Origin of the sequence: Pseudomonas sp. CAM1A (assembly GCF_047501685.1) — a bacterium.
In the GTDB taxonomy this organism is placed as follows: domain Bacteria; phylum Pseudomonadota; class Gammaproteobacteria; order Pseudomonadales; family Pseudomonadaceae; genus Aquipseudomonas.
On record NZ_JBFNXP010000002.1, the window covers coordinates 698,912 to 715,773 of the forward strand.

General features: G+C 68.9%; 5 protein-coding genes. 1 reads left to right on the forward strand and 4 read right to left on the reverse strand.

The window, feature by feature from the left end; all coding sequences use genetic code 11:
* Positions 1–111: 111 nt before the first annotated feature.
* The gene (locus tag ABZO33_RS07025) at positions 112–12,612 is read left to right on the forward strand and encodes a filamentous haemagglutinin family protein (RefSeq protein ID WP_414535409.1); all 12,501 of its coding nucleotides are present in this window, start codon (positions 112–114) and stop codon (positions 12,610–12,612) included.
* Positions 12,613–12,639: 27 nt separating this feature from the next.
* Here the strand turns inward: ABZO33_RS07025 and ABZO33_RS07030 are convergent, their stop codons facing one another.
* The 4 genes from ABZO33_RS07030 to ABZO33_RS07045 are packed head-to-tail and all read right to left on the reverse strand — an operon-like array spanning position 12,640 to position 16,560.
* On the reverse strand, positions 12,640–13,788 hold the full coding sequence (locus ABZO33_RS07030) for an ABC transporter ATP-binding protein (RefSeq protein WP_414535410.1): 1,149 nt from the start codon (positions 13,786–13,788) through the stop codon (positions 12,640–12,642).
* Between the two features lie 19 nt (positions 13,789–13,807).
* Entirely contained in the window at positions 13,808–14,614 is an 807-nt protein-coding gene (locus tag ABZO33_RS07035) for an ABC transporter permease (RefSeq protein ID WP_110701623.1), read from the reverse strand.
* A gap of 6 nt (positions 14,615–14,620) precedes the next feature.
* Positions 14,621–15,538, reverse strand: coding sequence for an ABC transporter permease (locus ABZO33_RS07040; RefSeq protein WP_414535411.1), 918 nt, complete (start codon positions 15,536–15,538; stop codon positions 14,621–14,623).
* The gene (locus ABZO33_RS07045) at positions 15,535–16,560 is read right to left on the reverse strand and encodes an ABC transporter substrate-binding protein (RefSeq protein ID WP_414535412.1); all 1,026 of its coding nucleotides are present in this window, start codon (positions 16,558–16,560) and stop codon (positions 15,535–15,537) included. The genes ABZO33_RS07040 and ABZO33_RS07045 overlap by 4 nt, the downstream gene beginning before the upstream one ends.
* Between the last annotated feature and the right edge of the window lie 302 nt (positions 16,561–16,862).

Here is a 16,862-nt window from a genome sequence, read left to right on the forward strand (position 1 = left end):
GAACTTTGCATGACAAAGCTTCGGTCCGCGCTCGGGCCGACTGCCTTATGGCAAAGCGGCATCACGGCCGCACCGACCTGCCTTCCATGACCCTGCACAAGGAACCCTGCAATGTCGCGCGGCCAGCACCAGCCAGACCTACCAGCCACCGTCGCCCATCGGCGTCGCCAGCCTGCAGGCCACGCGCCGATGCTGCTCAAGCCCCTGGCCCAGGCCATCGCACTGCTGTTGCTGTCAGGCACGGCCCAGGCCGCGCAGCCGTTCAGCTCGGCCTGGTTCGCGGCCAAGGGCGCCGCGCCCGCGGCTGGTGGCGGCGCTGCAGGTGGCCAAGTGCAGCTGCCCGGCGCGCCGCCACCGCTGGCCCAGCAGCAGCGCCTGCAGCAACGGTTCCAGCGCTCGCTGGGCAACCTCGACAACACCGTGGCCGCCATCGCCGCGCAGCAGGCGGCACAGGCCGCCGGGCGCACCCTGGCGCAGGTGCAGCCGCAGACCGTGCCCAACGGCCTGGGCAAGGGGGGCCTGAAGGTCGACGAGAACCCGCTGACCAAGGGCTGGCAGAACGCCAAGGCACCACAGCAAAGCCAGGTGGGCGGCAAGACCCAGGTGCTGATCGAGCAGACCGCCGACAAGGCGATCCTCAACTGGGAGACCTTCAACGTCGGCCGCGACACCACGGTCAAGTTCGACCAGCAGGCGCAGTGGGCGGTGCTCAACCGGGTCAACGACCCCAACGCCAGGCCGAGCCAGATCCACGGCCAGATCGAGGCCCAGGGCACGGTGATGCTGGTCAACCGCAATGGCGTGGTGTTCAACGGCAGCAGCCAGGTCAACGTGCGCAACCTGGTTGCGGCGGCGGCGCAGGTCAGCGACGAGCAGTTCCGCGAGCGCGGGCTGTATGTCGACAGCAACGGCAGCCAGGCCACCTTCACCCAGGCCGGCGGCAAGGTCGTGGTGCAACGGGGCGCGCAAGTGCAGACCCGCGCCCCAGCCACCTCCACCGAAGGCGGCGGCTATGTGCTGCTGCTGGGCAGCGAGGTGAACAACGAGGGCCAGATCATCACCCCACAGGGCCAGACAACGCTTGCCGCCGGTGACGACTTCTACATCCGCCGGGGCAGGGGCACCCAGGCCAACGCCTTCTCCACTACCCGCGGCAACGAGGTCGCCAGCAGCCTGAAGCCCGGCAGCAGCGCCGGCAGCGTGGTCAACAACGGACTGATCCAGGCGGCGGGTGGTGATATCACCCTGACCGGCCATGCCGTGCGCCAGGATGGCGTGGCCCTGGCCAGCACCGCGGTAGACCGGCGCGGCAGCATCCACCTGCTCAACTCGGCCAGCGACACCAGTGGCATGGTCAGTTTCGGCAAGGGCAGCGTCACCGCCGTGCTGCTCGACGACAGTCAGGCCCTGGACAGCCAGCGCGAGGCCTCGCGGCAGGGGGTGGATGGGGTCAGCGGCAACAATGCCACGGGCCGCTTCGACAACCTGAGCAAGGTCATCGATCGCCCCGAGCAGTCGCGGGTGGAGGTGGTCAGCGGCGGCACCGTGCATTTCCAGGAAGGCGCCCTGACCCTGGCCACCGGCGGCCAGGTGGCCGTCAGCGCCGGGCTGCGCAGCCTGGTGGACGATGGCGCGCGCATCGATGTGGCCGGGGCCCTCGGGGTCAAGGTGGCGATGGAAAGCAATGTCATCAAGATCAATGTGCAGGGCAACGAACAGCGCGATGCGGCCGGCAACCGTGACAAGGGCGGCCTGATCAACCGCGATGTGTGGGTGGACGTGCGTGAGCTGGTGCATGTCGAGAAAGGCATCAACGGCTATGCCAGCGAGCGCTGGTACACCGCCGGTGGCCTGCTCGAGGTGGGCGGCTACCTGGGCACGCGCAACCACAGCGTCGGCGAGTGGATGGCCCAGGGCGGCACGGTGACCTTCACCGGCCAGGACCTGGTGACCCGCGCCGGCGCCGAGATCAACCTGTCCGGCGGCACCCTGGCGGTGCAGGACGGCTACATCCGCCAGAGCTGGCTGCGCGGTGAGGACGGCCGCCTTTACGAACTGTCGAAGGCCCCCGGCGACCTGCTCTACACCGGCCTGTACAACGGCTACGAGGCGCACAGCGCGCGCTGGGACCAGACCCGCACCTTCTACAACCCGTTGATTGCCCCCGGCCAGCGTTACGAGCAGGGTTATACCGTGGGGCGCGACGCCGGCAGCCTGGTGGTGGCGACCCAGAGCGCGCTGCTCGACGGCCAGCTGATCGGTCAGACCTGGCAGGACGAGCGCCAGGTGCAGGCGCCGGTACGCGGGCGCGACGGCTATCGCCAGGTGCACACCGCCCGGGCCCAGGGCGCGCAACTGGTGATTGGCCAACAGGTGCCCGGCTACCTCAGCGATGCCAAGGAGCTGGGCTTCAGCCTGACCCCGGTCATGCAGCAAGTGCTGATACGCCAGGGCGCCGGGGGGCAGAGCGCCGACGTCGGCCTGCAGGCACCGTTGGATGAGCGGCGGCGTGGCCAGCTGGCACTCGACAGCGACTGGCTCAACGGATTGGCGCTGGGAGGCCTGAGTGTTGCCGCCCAGCAGCGCATCGAGGTCGAGGGTGCCGTGCGCCTGGCCGATGGTGGCAGCCTGACGCTCTATGCCCCGCAGGTCCAGGTCAATGCCGACCTGACCGCCAGGGGCGGGCAGATGGCCCTGGGCGATGTGCTGCGCCAGCGTGTTCTCGCCAGCCTGCAGGACCAGGCGTTGGCCACCCCGGCAGGGCTGCGCGCGCAGGTCGGCGTGGCCGCCGGGGTGCGGCTGGATGTCAGCGGTGTGCGCAGCGAGGGCACGGACCCAGGTGAGCGCGCCTGGCGCAACGGTGGCAGCCTGAGCCTGCGCAGCAGCGGCGATGTGCTGCTCGACAGCGCCAGCGTGCTGGACGTGTCCGGCGGTGTGGTACGCCGCGAGGGCAACCGCCTGCTCGGCGGCAGTGGCGGCAACCTGACCTTGCACAGCAGTGCGCTGGACAACACCGGCAGCGGGCGCATGCGCCTCGACGGCGAGCTGCGCGGTTACGGCAGCAGTGGCGCGGGCACCCTGATCGTGGCCGCCGACCGGGTGAGCATTGGCGGCGCTGCGGATGGCAAGGCCAGCGTGCACCTGGCCGAGGATTTCTTCAACCGTGGTTTCGCGCATTACGCCATCACCGGCAACCATGGCCTGAGTGTAGCCGCCGGCAGCCATATCGACATCACCCGGCCGGTGGAGCAGCTTGACGCCAGCCGGCCGCTCGGCGATCCGGCGCTGATCGTGTTGGCGCCGCTGCTGGCGCAGAACGCCGTGGCCGGCAAGCTGGAGCAGCGCGCCGGCGCGAGCCTGGCCCTGGCGGCGGGTGATAGCCGCTTCGACCAGGCGAGCCGTGAAGCGGCGGTGCTCGTGGTCGGGCGCGGCGCGACGATCAGCGTCGACCCCTTGCACTCCATCAGCCTGACCAGCACCGCGCAACTGAACCTGAACGGCACCCTCAATGCCTGGGGCGGCAGTGTCAGCCTGCTGCAGCAATGGTTGCCGACCATGGACTCCGGGGTGACGGAAGGGGCGCACCAGCGCTCGATCCGCCTGGGTGACCAGGCCCTGATCGATGTGTCCGGGCGGGCGGTCACCGCCCTGGATGCACAAGGTCGCCGTTATGGTCGGGTCGACGCTGGCGGCAGCATCGTCATCGGCGGGCAGATCGACCATGAACAGGGCACCAGCAACGGCGCCTACCTGTTCCTGGACATGGCCGAGGGCGCTCGCCTGCGCGCCGATGGCGCCCAGGCAACGCTGGATATCCGTGGCCAGGGGCCGTTGGCCATGGCAAGCAACGGCGGGCGCATCAGCCTGGCGTCGAGCCACGGCTTGCGCCTGAACGGCAGCTTCAGCGCCGCCTCCGGTGGCCTTGGCGCCGCAGGCGGCAGCCTGGAGGTGGCGCTGGATAGTGGCCTGTATCTCAACGGTAGCCTGGTCGACGGAGTCAAGGCCCCCCGCGAGCTGGTCCTTGCCCAGGGCGCGGCCAACGTCGAGGACGGCACGCTGCGCTATGGCCAGGGATGGCTCGACGTCGCCAGGATCAACGCAGGGGGCTTCGACAGCCTCTCGCTGCTCAGCGACGGCGTGGTGGCCTTCGACGGCGACCTCGACCTGCGGATGGCCCGCAGCCTGCAGCTGTACACCGGCTCACTGGTGCTGGCCCAAGGGAGCGCCGGCGACGCCCGCGTCCACCTGCAGGCGCCCTATGTGCGGCTTGCCGGCAGCAACCATCGCAACACGGATGCCGCGATCCGGCCGACAATCAAGGGCGGGCTGTCCACGCAGGACAGTACGGCGCAGCTACAGGTCGATGCTCATCTGCTGGATCTGCGCGATGCGCTGACCCTGGGCGCTCATGGCAGCCTGGCCTTGACCGCGGGGCGCACGCTGGACTTCGACCGCCGTGGTTTCGCCCTGGGCAGCCTGCGCAGCGAGGGTGACCTGCGGGTACTGGGCAAGGTCAACGATGGCATCGACCGTACTCTGTTGCGCAGTGATAGCGACCTGGAGCTGCTCGCCGCGCAGATCTACCCGACCACCGGTGCCTTCGGCCAGATCGAGACGGGCAGCGACGCCACCTTGCGCATCGGCAGGGCTGGGCAAGGCACGCCCGACCAGCCGTTCTCGGTGTTCGGCCGGCTGGCGCTGGTCGCCGGCAAGGTCGAGCAGGGCGGTGTGCTGCGCGCGCCGCTGGGCGGGCTGTCGCTGGGGCAGGAGACGGGCGGCACCCAGGCGGTCACCTTGTTGCCGGGCAGCATCACCTCGGTCAGCGCGGCAGGGCTGGTCATGCCCTACGGCGGGACGGTGGATGGCCTGAGCTACCTGTTCGGAGGCCAGGCGGTGAAGCTGCTGGGCGCGGCGGGCGACAGCCTGTATGGGGTATCGCTCAACGGCAAGTCCATCGACATCCGCCAGGACGCGCTGATCGACCTGTCCGGAGGCGGCACGCTGACCGGCGCCGGCTTCGTCTCCGGGCGTGGCGGTTCCACCGATGCCCGCTACCACCCGCTGATGCAACTCGATGGCGAGGGCCGCCTGGTCCTGCCCACGCTGGGCAGCAACCCGGTCTACGCCATTGTGCCGAGCTTCACCGGCCCTTACGCGCCGGTGACCGGCGAGGCCGGCGTGACGGCGCCGGGGATCGGCCAGCAGATCACCCTGGATGGCAGCGTTCCTGGGCTGGCGGCGGGCACCTATACCTTGCTGCCGGCCAGCTTTGCGCTGCTGCCGGGGGCGTTCAGGGTCGAGCTCAATGGCCTGGCCATGGCCGGGGGCAACGCTGCCAGCCTGGCGATGCGCAACGGCTCCTGGACTACCACGGGCAGCCTGTCGGTGGCCAACACCGGTATTCGCCAGCCGCTGTCGAGCCAGGTGATCCTGACTTCGGGCGACGTGCTGCGGCGTTACTCGCAGTACAACGAAACCTCCTACGCCGCCTTCGCTCGCGCCGATGCCGTGGCCAAAGGCGTGCCGCGCGCGGCGATCGAGGCCGATGGCAAGTGGCTGAACCTGCGGGTGCAGGGCAACAGCGAGGCCGCCAGTACCTTGCGCGTCGCTGGCCGGGTGAACTTCGCCGGCGCCGAAGGCGGTCATGCCGGCAGCGCGGCGGTGTTCGGCGCCCGTGGCCTTGAAGTGCTGGCCGATGGCGGCGCCGGCCAGGCCAGCGGCGAGCACATCGCGGTGCTGTCGGCCCGCGAGCTCAATGCCCTGCAGGCACCCCGGCTGACCTTGGGCGGTCGCGCCAATGTGCTCTACGGCCAGGGCGGCAACCAGATGACCTTCCTCGAAGGCAGCAGTGATATCTGGCTGCGTTCGGGGGCGGTGCTGCAGGCCGGTGAAGTGTTCCTGACCAACAACGACCCGCGTGGCAACATCGTCGTCGAGCAGGGGGCCGGGATCGTCACCCTTGGCCGCGGCGCAGTACCTTTCGATGCCAATGACGGCTACTTCATCAACAGCAACGGCCGTGCCTTGCTGGCGGTGTCCAATGGGCGGCTGGATGTGGTGTCGTCGCAGTTCACCAGCAGCTGGTCGCCGGGCTCCATCCTCATTGGCGGTTGCAGCGCTGGCGGTTGCCAGGGCACCACCCGGCTGTATTCGGAAGGCTCGTTGTTCGCCGCCACCGACAAGACCTTCAGTCTCGATGACGGGGTGGCCTTCGGTACCCGGCACCTGGGCCTGGCGGTCGGGCGGATCAACGTCGGCAGTGCCGACGCGCTGGCTCGCGCCCTGGCGGACGGCGTGCTGGGCCAGGGCCTGACCCTCAACCAGCAGGTGCTCGACCGCCTGCTGCAGGGCAGCCCGGCCGAGGCTGTACCAGCGCTGGAGACCCTGACCCTGGCGGCGTCCGACTCGCTGAACTTCTTCGGCACCACGGCGCTCGACACCTACGACCCGGTCACCGGCAAGAACCGCCTGCAGGCGCTGGTGCTCGGCGTGCCGGCCATCTATGGCCATGGCCAGGCCGGCGACCAGGCGACCATTCGCACCGAACGCCTGATCTGGAGTGGTGCGCGCAACGCCGCGGGCGCGCCGATCGCCGGCGGGGCTGGCAGTGGCGATGGCCTGCTGGCGATCCGTGTCAAGGACCTGGAGTTCGGTTACGGCGCCAACAGCCAGCCCGATGGCAGCGCCGACATGGCGCGCCAGACCCTGGGCTTCAGCCGCGTGGAATTGCACGCCAGCCACCAGGTGAGCGCCAATCACAAGGGCAGCCTGCTGGTCCACCACCGCCGCGGCGACTACCAGGCCGACGGCAGCTTTGCCTACAGCGGCGGTGACCTGCTGGTGGACACTCCGCTGTGGACCGGCACCGCCGGCTCGCTCAATCGTATCGAGGCCGGTGGCACCCTGCGCGTGCAGGGCGGCGGTGGCACCCTGGCCAGCGGTCGGCAGGCCCTGGGCGCCGAGCTGAGCCTGAAGGCGCGGCAACTGCTGGTCGATGGCACCTTCAGCCTGCCCAGCGGCCGCCTGACCCTGCAGGCGCTGGACGACCTGCGTCTGGGCGACGCTGCGCGGCTGGACCTGGCCGGGCGTACCTTGACCCTCAACGACGTGACCCAGTACAGCTGGGGCGGCGAGCTGGTGCTGGGCAGCCAGTTCGGCAATATTCACCAGGCCGCTGGCGCGCTGATCGACCTCAGTGCCCGCGGCAACCGCGCCGGGCGGCTGACGGCCATCGCTCTGGGCGAGCAGGGCGGACGCATCGAACTGCTCGGCCAGATCCTCGGCGCGGCCAGTGGCCGTTACGACGCCGCCGGCACGCAGGTCCCTTACGCGGGCGGGGTGGTCGATATCCGCGCCCGCCAGCTGGACGACTTTGCCGGCCTCAACCAGCGCCTGAACCGTGACCAGGTGTTCGGTGCGCGCAGCTTCCAGATCAAGCAGGGCGATCTGGTGATCGGCGATGAGCTCAAGGCCCAGCAGATCAACGTGTCGCTGGACAACGGGCAGCTCACGGTCAACGGCCATGTCGATGCCAGCGGCGAGCAGGTCGGCAGCATCCGCCTGGCCGCCAATCGAGGCCTGACCCTGGGCGCCGGGGCCTTGCTTGACGCCCATGGCAGTATGCTGCGGGTCGACAGCTACGGCGCGATCATCGATGCGCCGAACCGTGCGGTGGTCGAGCTCAACAGCGGCCAGGGCCAGTTGACCCTGGCCAGCGGCGCACGCATCGACCTGCGCCACGGCACCGCCTCCGGGCTGGGCGATGGCCGTCAGCGCGGCACCCTGGAGCTGATCGCCCCGCGTCTGGGCAGCGATACGGCGGGTGATATCGCCATCGACGTGCGTGGTTCAGTGGACATTCTCGGCGCGCGCTCCATCGCTGTGGTCGGCAACCAGCGCTACACCGACGCGGCGCCGGGCGGCACCTCGGCCAGTGGCCGGCCGATCCAGGTCATCGACCAGGACTACCTGACCCGCAAGCACGACCTGAGTATGTTGTTCATCGACAACCTGCTGCGCAACCGCGACCTGCTCGACGTGCGCCTGGCCGGGCTGAACAACGCCCGCTACGCCCATGCCCTGCACCTGCGCCCGGGCGTGGAAATCGCCACGGTCGATACCGGCACCGACCTGGTGGTGCAGGGTGACCTGGACCTGTCCGGCCACCGCTACGCCAGCCTCAACCCGCTGACACCGAAGACCGCCGTCCATGGTTCGGGCGAGGTGGGCAACCTGGTGCTGCGCGCCGGCGGCAACCTGGAGGTGTATGGCAGCATCAGCGACGGCTTCATGCCGCCGGACCTGGCCAGCGACGAAGCGCGCATGGACGGCAAGGGCTGGTTGCTGCTGCCCGGCAAGCAGCCGTTCGACAGCGACCTGGTGATCCCTCGCAGCGGCGTCGAGCTGGCCGAAGGTACGCTGTTCCCCGAAGGCAGCCTGCTCAATTTCGACCTGCCGTTCGCCGCCACCACCTTGCCGGCCAACCTGCGCCTGCCCAGCGCCATGAGCCTGTCGGCGCCGCTGACCCTGCCCGCGGGCACGGTACTCGAGGCCGCGGTACGCGACGCTGGCGGCAACCTGTTGTACGCCGCCGGCACACTGCTGCGCGAGGCGCTCACCCTGGGTTCGGGCACGCGCCTGGACGCCGGCAGCCGCCTGCCGGTCAGCGTGGCTGTGCAGGGCGGTATCTGGAGCAAGGGCATCGCCCTGCCCAGTGGCGGCCTCACCCAAGGCCGTGCGCTCGCCCTGGCCGTGGGCTCGCGGCTGCCGGCGGGCACCGATGTCAAGCTCGCGGCAGGCGTCGACCTGATCGAGTTGCGCCCGGCAAACAATGGCCAGCAGGGGCGCAACTGGGCGTTGGCGCAGATGTTGCCGGCAGGCTCGCAGTCGTGGACGATGCGCCTGGTGGCCGGCGCCGACCTGGACGCCGCTGACAGCCGCATCACCCGCGCCGATACCGACGCCGGGGTGCTGCGCCTGGCCGACCTGCACTACATCGCGCAGCAGAAACGCAGCGGTGGCGGGGCTGGCGGCACCGGCATGGTCTGGGGGCCGGACAACACCTACGGCATGGAGCCCGGTACCCCGGTAGCCCCCGAGGACCTGGCGCTGTGCGACATCGCCGGTTGGTGCGAGCCGGCGGTGAAGACCATCAAGGTGTGGGGCCCCGACAACACCTATGGCATGGAACCGGGCACGCCGGTGGCACCCGAGGACCTGGTGTTGTGCGACATCGCCGGCTGGTGTGTGGACCAGACGCTGGGGGGCAAGAAAATCTGGGTCTGGGGGCCGGACAACACCTATGGCATGGAGCCCGGCACCCCGGTGGCCGACGCCGACATGGAGCTGTGCTCGATCCCCGGCTGGTGCGTGGAGATCGACGCGCCGACCGAGCCCGAGCGTATCGAGGTAACGCCGCAGACCCTGATGTTCAGCGTGCTACGTACCGGCACCGGCGATCTGGACCTGCTCAGTGCCGGCGACTGGCGCATGGACTCGCTGTTCGGCGTCTACACCGCCGGCACCCAGGCGCCGTCGCTGTGGCGCGATGGCGTCGATCCGCATCAGCTCGCCCGGGGCCGGCTGGCCGACGGCAGCTTGCTCGGCAGCGCCGGCGCGCCCTATGAGGCGCTGACCGACAGCCTTTACCGCGCCTGGTATCCGGAGCAGGGCGGCAACCTGCGGATCGCGGCCGGAGGTGACTTTACCGGCAACCTGGTGGCGAGCAAGACCGGTGGCGCCCTCTCCAGGCCGCAAGTGGCATCGGCCGCGGTGGGCAACTGGCTGTGGCGCCAGGGCCAGACCAGTGCCGATACCCCGGCGGCGTGGTGGATCAACTTCGGCACCTTCGCCCAGCAGCCCCAGGCCTCGGTGGCCGAACCTTGGCTGGTGGGCTTCACCGGCATCGGCACCCTGGGTGGTGGCAACCTGGACGTCGGCGTGGGTGGCTCGGCCGGCCTGTTGCAGGCCAGCAACACCGCGGGCGTCGAGGCCGAGCGCAGCCAGGGGCTGAACCTGGTGGTCGGCGGCAGCGGCCGGATCGCCGAGGATGGTCGCCTGGTGCAGACCGGCGGCGGCGACCTGAACCTGCGGGTGGCCGGTGGCATCAACCCGGCGTCCGCGGCCCTGGAGATGGCACGGGTCACCCCCGACCTGGGTGGCACACTGGTCAACCTGCGCGGTGCCCTGAATGTCCAGGCGGGCAGCGTCGGGGTGGTCAGGCAGGTGTATGGCAGCAGCTTCGCCTTCAATGACAGCAGCGAGTCGCGCGCTTACGACCCGTATACCTCGACCAAGGCCGCGGCGCTGGGTGGCCTGACACTCATGCCCGGTGATGCCGCGGTGCGCCTGGACAGCCGCGGCGACCTGGTCGTGCAGGGTGTCGGTGACCCGGGCCGGGTGCCGCAGTTCAACATGACCGGCTTCCTCGGCGACAACGGTGTGCGCTACGCCGGGCAGGGCAACAGCTGGTTCTCGTTGTGGCGCGAGACCACCGCCGTGGACATGCTCGCCCTGGGCGGCAATGTCACGCCGGTGAGCTTCGATGAGCTGCGTCCGGGCCGCAACCTGCCGCTCTACGGTGGACGTCTGTTCTACCCGACGGCGCTGCGGGTGACGGCGGCCAACGGTAGCCTGTACTACGGCAGTTCGGCCAGCGAGCGTGGCATCGCCACCTCCGCCTATTCGCTGATGACCGCGCCCTCGGCGCGCAGCGCCCTGCAGTTGATCGCCGGTGAGTCGATCCATGCCGGCGGCTATGTGATCAGCCAGGCGGGCACCGACACTTCGGCCATCGCCACGCCGCAACGGCCGGCAACGCTGGGCCAGGACTTCTCGTACGTGTACCAGGCCAGCAACCTCAGCGCGGATATCGCCGCGAGCCTGGATGCGTCGCCGCTGTTCAGCTATGGCCTGAACACCTACAAGGCCGGGCCACGGCTGCAGACACCCGCGCGCTTCTACGCCCTGGCCGGAGATATCGTCGGCTTGAACACCGGCGAGATCATCGAGTACCAGCAGACCGGGCTCAAGCTGTACCAGGGTGCGGGGCCGGTGCGGGTGATGGCCGGGCGCGACATCGTCAACGCCGGCAAGGCGCTGGGCGTCGAGCGCTTCGGCGCTCCGGGCATGGTGGCGGGGGATCAGGGCAACATTTATTCCTCGGGCAACCTGGTCATTCATGGCGATGCCCTGGATGTCTCGCTGATCAGCGCCGGGCGCGACATTCGCCTGAGCACCTTGAATGTCGCCGGCCCCGGCCTGCTGGAGGTGGTCGCCGGGCGCAACCTGTTCCAGTCCGGCCAGGGCGTGGGCTCGGCTTATCAGGAGGCGGCGATCAACAGTATCGGCCGGGTCGATGGCAGTGGTGGCGGCAACGATGGCGCGGCTATCGCCATTGTCGTCGGCGCCGGCAAGGCCGGCCCGGACTACCAGCGTCTGCTCGAGCGCTACCTCGGCGCGGAGCAGCCCGCCGACAGCGGTCAGGCGGACAACGTGTTCAAGCGCTATGACCTGGAGCTGCAGGCCTGGCTGCGCGAGCGCTTCGGCTTCAGCGGCGACAGCGCCGATAGCCGCGCCTACTTTGCCGGCTTGCCCGCCGAGCAGCAGCGCATCTTTGCCCGCCAGGTCTATTTCAGCGAACTGCGCGAAGGCGGGCGCGAGTACAACGAAGTCAACGGCCCGCGCACCGGCAGCTACCTGCGCGGTCGCCAAGCCATCGCTGCGCTGTTCCCCGACAAGGACGTGGCCGGCAACCCGATCCGCTACGACGGCAGCGCCACCTTCTACGGCGGCGCGGGCATCCACACCGATTTCGGCGGTGGCATCCAGGTGCTGACCCCGGGTGGCCAGCAGGTGTTCGGCATCGAGGGCGAGGCGCCGCCGTCCACCGCCGGGGTGATCACCCAGGGCAGCGGCGATATCCAGCTGTATTCCCAGGGCAACATCCTGCTCGGCCAGAGCCGGATCATGACCACCTTCGGCGGCTCGATCCTCGGCTGGTCGGCCCAGGGCGACATCAACGCCGGTCGCGGCTCGAAGACCACCGTGGTGTACACGCCGCCCAAGCGCACCTACGACCTGTGGGGCAACGTCGGCCTGGCGCCGAGCGTGCCGAGCACCGGTGCCGGTATCGCCACGCTCAACCCGATTGCCGAGGTGCCGCCAGGGGATATCGATCTGATCGCGCCGTTGGGCACCATCGATGCCGGCGAGGCGGGGATCCGCGTGTCGGGCAACGTCAACATTGCCGCGCTGCAGGTGGTCAACGCCGCCAATATCCAGGTGCAGGGTGATGCCAAGGGCATGCCGGTGGTGGCTGCGGTGAACACCGGGGCGATCGCTTCGGCCAGCGCCGCGGCGTCGTCGGCGAGCCAGGCGGCCGAGGAGGCGGGCCGCCAGCAACAGGCCGCGTCGCGCCAGCGCCAGCCGTCGGTGATCACCGTGCAGGTGCTGGGCTTCGGTGGCGAGCGGCTGGTGCCGGGGCAGGATGGGGCGAGCCTCAACCCGCAGTACAACCGCCAGAGCCCGGTGCAGGTGCTGGGCGCAGGGGCGCTGGATGAGCGGGCGAAGGCGCAATTGACCGATGAGGAGCGCGGCAACCTGTTGCTGTGAGGGGCCGCGCTACGGCCCCGGGTTGGCTCAATGCGCCCCGGCGCCCTTGCTCAGGTCGCTCTCGGCCCAGTCGGTGTAGATGCATGCATCCGCCACGGCCCAGCGCACCCTGACCTGGTCGCCCGGCTGCATGGGCATGCCCGCGGCGGACAGCGCCTTGACCGTCAGCGCCGTGCCGCCCTGGGTGACCACGTGGCAGGTCTGGCTTTCGCCGAGGAACAGCAACTCGGCGACCGTGGCGGTGACTTCGTTCCAGCCGGCCGGCAAGGGTTCGCGCGCCGCCTGCTCGACGGTCAGCGCCAGGGCTTTCTCCGGGCGCACCATGATCAGTGCTTCCTGGCCGTTGGCCAGGCCTGGGGTCAGGCGCACCGTTACCGGCTGGCCCTCGAAGTGCCCGGCGCCGTTGCCGCTGGCAGTGAAGCGCAGGAAGTTGGAGTTGCCCAGGAACGAGGCGACGAAGGCATTCGGTGGGTTCTGGTAAAGGTCGTAGCCGGTGCCCAGGCCGACGATGCGGCCGTGACTGAAGATGGCGATGCGCTGGGACAGGCGCATCGCCTCTTCCTGGTCGTGGGTCACGTAGACGATGGTGATGCCCAGGCGCCGGTGCAGCTGGCGCAGTTCGTCCTGCAGGTCTTCGCGCAGTTTCTTGTCCAGCGCGCCGAGCGGCTCGTCCATCAGCAGGATGCGCGGCTCGTACACCAGCGCCCGGGCGATCGCCACGCGCTGCTGCTGGCCGCCGGACATCTGCGACGGCTTACGATGGGCGAAGGGTTCCAGGCGCACCAGCTTGAGCATGGCCTCCACGCGCTTGCGGGTCTCGTCGGCGCCGAGTTTGCGGATGGCCAGGGGGAAGGCGATGTTGTCGCGCACGTTCAGGTGCGGGAACAGCGAGTAGCGCTGGAACACCATGCCGATGTCGCGCTTGTGCGGCGGCACGTTGACCAGCGACTGGCCGTCGACCAGGATCTCGCCGCTGCTGGGCGTCTCGAAGCCGGCCAGCATCGACAGGGTGGTGGATTTGCCCGAGCCGCTGGAGCCGAGGAAGGTGAGGAACTCGCCGTCCTGGATCTCCAGGTCGAGGTTGTCCACGGCGGTGAAGTCGCCGTAGTGCTTGTTCAGGCCGCGCAGGCTGACCAGGGTCGGGTTGCGGGTATCGTCTTTGATCACTGCACTCATTGTCATTGTCTCCGGACAGTCAGGCGTTTTCGGCGCGCCGGCGCAGGGCGGCGGCAATGAACATCACAAGCAGGGACAGGCCGATCAGCAGCGTCGAGGCCACCGCGATCACCGGGCTCAGGTCCTGGCGCAGGGTGGTCCACATCTTCACCGGCAGGGTCTGCAGGTCGGGGCTGGCCATCATCACGCTCAGCACCACCTCGTCCCACGACACCAGGAAGGCGAACAGGCCGCCGGCGATCATGCCCGGGCGGATCGCCGGGAAGGTCACCTTGACGATCGCCTGCAGGCGCGAGGCGCCGCAGATCACCGCGGCGTCCTCGATCGACTGGTCGAACAGCTTGAGCGAGTTGATGATCGAGATGATGGTGAAGGGCAGGGCGACGATCACGTGGCTGACCACGAAGGCGAACAAGGTGCCGGTGTAGCCCAGCTTGAGGAACAGCGCGTACACCGCCACGGCGATGATCACCAGGGGCACGATCATCGGCATGGTGAACAGGCCGTACAGCAGCTCGCGGCCCGGGAAGCGACCGCGCACCAGGGCAAAGGCGGTGGGCAGGCCAAGCGCCACGGCGGCGAAGGTGGTGAGCAGCGCCACCTTGAGGCTGGCCAGCGCCGCGTCCATCCACTCGGGGTTGGCGAAGAACTGCGCGTACCACTTCAAGGTCCAGCCCGGTGGCGGGAACACCAGCCACTGTGACGAGCCGAACGACAGCAGGATGATGAACACCACCGGCAGCAGCAGGAAGGCGGCGATCAGCCCGGTGGTCAGGTACAGCCCGGTGCGCAGCGGGCGACCCATGGCATTGGGGGAAAGCAGCATGGCGGTTTACCTCGCGTTGCCGACCGGGGACTCCGGCTGCAGCTTCAGGTACAGGTAGAAGAGCACCAGGGTGATCACCACCAGCAGCGCGGCAGCGGCGCTGGCCAGGCCCCAGTTGAGGAACGACTGCACCTGCTGGATGATGAATTCGGGCAACATCATGTTCTGCGCGCCGCCGAGCAGGGCCGGGGTGACGTAGTAACCGAGCGACATCACGAACACCATCAGCGCGCCGGAGAACAGCCCCGAGCGGCACAGCGGCAGGAACACCTTCCAGAAGTTGGTCCAGGGGCTGGCACCGCAGATCGAGCCTGCCTGCAGCACCATCGGGTCGATGGCGTGCATGGTCGCCTGCAACGGCAGGACGATGAACGGGATCATGATGTAGCTCATGCCGATCACCACGCCGGTGAGGTTGTGCACCATCTCCAGCGGGGCGTCGATGATGCCCATGGCCATCAACACCTTGTTGATCACCCCCGAGCTCTGCAGCAGTACCAGCCACGAGTAGGTGCGCGCCAGCAGGCTGGTCCACATCGACAGCAGCACGATGTTCAGCAGCCAGCGGCCCCAACCCTTGGGCACCAGGGTGATCGCCCAGGCCAGCGGGAAGCCCAGCAGCACGCTGATCAGGGTGACCAGGCCGGCCACCGAGAAGGTGTTGAACAGCACCCGGGCATAGGCCGAGTTGGCGAACAGCTGCGCATAGTTGCCAAGGCCCGGCTCGGGCTCCAGCACCCCGCGCAGCAGCAGGCCGACCAGCGGGGCGAAGAAGAACAGGCCAAGGAACAGCAGCGCCGGCAGCAGGTTGCGGCTGCCGCGCCAGCGTTGGCCGATGGGCGGGCGGCGTTCGGCCGCCCCGGGCGCGCCGGTGCCGCTGGGGGCGCCTTGCGCGTTGTGCAGGGCATTGATGGCGACTTTCATTTGACCAGCCACTCATTCCAGCGGGCGGCGATGGCCTGGCCGTTCTTCGCCCAGTAGGCGAAGTCCAGGGTCACCTGGTCCTGGGCGTAGGCGGTCGGCAGGTTCGGCGCCAGGTCTTTGTCGAGCTTGGCCACGCTGTCGACGTTGACCGGCGCGTAGGCGGTCTTGTTGGCGAACTCGGCCTGGCCTTCGGCGCTGCTGGCGTTGGCCAGGAACTTCATGGCCGCGTCCTTGTTCTTCGCGCCCTTGGGGATGACCAGAAAATCGGCCATGACCAGGTTCTGCTTCCAGCTCACGCCGACTGGCGCGCCGTCCTGCTGCAAGGCGTACACACGGCCGTTCCAGAACTGCCCGAGCGCGGCTTCACCCGAGGCCAGGAGCTGCTGCGACTGGGCGCCGCCGCCCCACCAGACGATGTCCTTCTTGATGGTGTCGAGCTTCTTGAAGGCGCGGTCCAGGTCCAGCGGGTAGAGCTTGTCGGGCGTCACGCCGTCGGCCAGCAGGGCCAGTTCGAGCACGCCGGGGCTGGGCCATTTGTACAGGGCGCGCTTGCCGGGGTAGGTCTTGGTGTCGAACAGGGCGGACCAGTCCACCGGCTTGTTGGCGCCGAGCTTGCCCTCGTTGTAGCCGAGCACGAAGGAGAAGAAGAACGAGCCGACGCCATGGTCGGAGACGAAGCGCGGGTCGATCTTGTCGCGCTGGATCTGCTTGAAATCGAGGGGTTCGAGCAGGCCTTCGCTGGCGGCGCGCAGGGCGAAGTCGGCTTCGACATCGACCACGTCCCACTGCACGTTGCCGCTCTCGACCATGGCCTTGAGCTTGCCGTAGTCGGTGGGGCCGTCCTGCACCACCTTGATGCCGGACGCCTTGCTGAAGGGTTCGGCCCATGCGGCCTTCTGCGCATCCTGGGTGGTCCCGCCCCAGCTGACGAAGTTCAGGCTGTCGGCCGCCTGGGTGGCCTGGCAGGCCAGGGTCAGCAGGCTGGCGGACAGCACTGCGGTTACTCGTTTGCTCAACAGCATGGTTACGCCCTCGTTGCTTTTGTTATTCGAGGCGGGCTTCTGTCGCCCGCCAATCATGTTCGGGGAGCAGCGTCAAACGGGTGGAGCGTGGCCGTCATGTCAGTGTAGGTGCGGCCGGCAGAATTCAAGGTCTACGGAATGTCATATTATGGTATTCCAAACTTTTCGCAAGAGGGTTGGGCGACCGGCCATCACCGTGCTGACTGCAAAAACGACACAACCCCCGTGGGAGCGGGCTTGACCCGCGATTGCGCCAGTCGACTCACGTGTTTCATCTGGTTTGACGCAATCGCGGGGCAAGC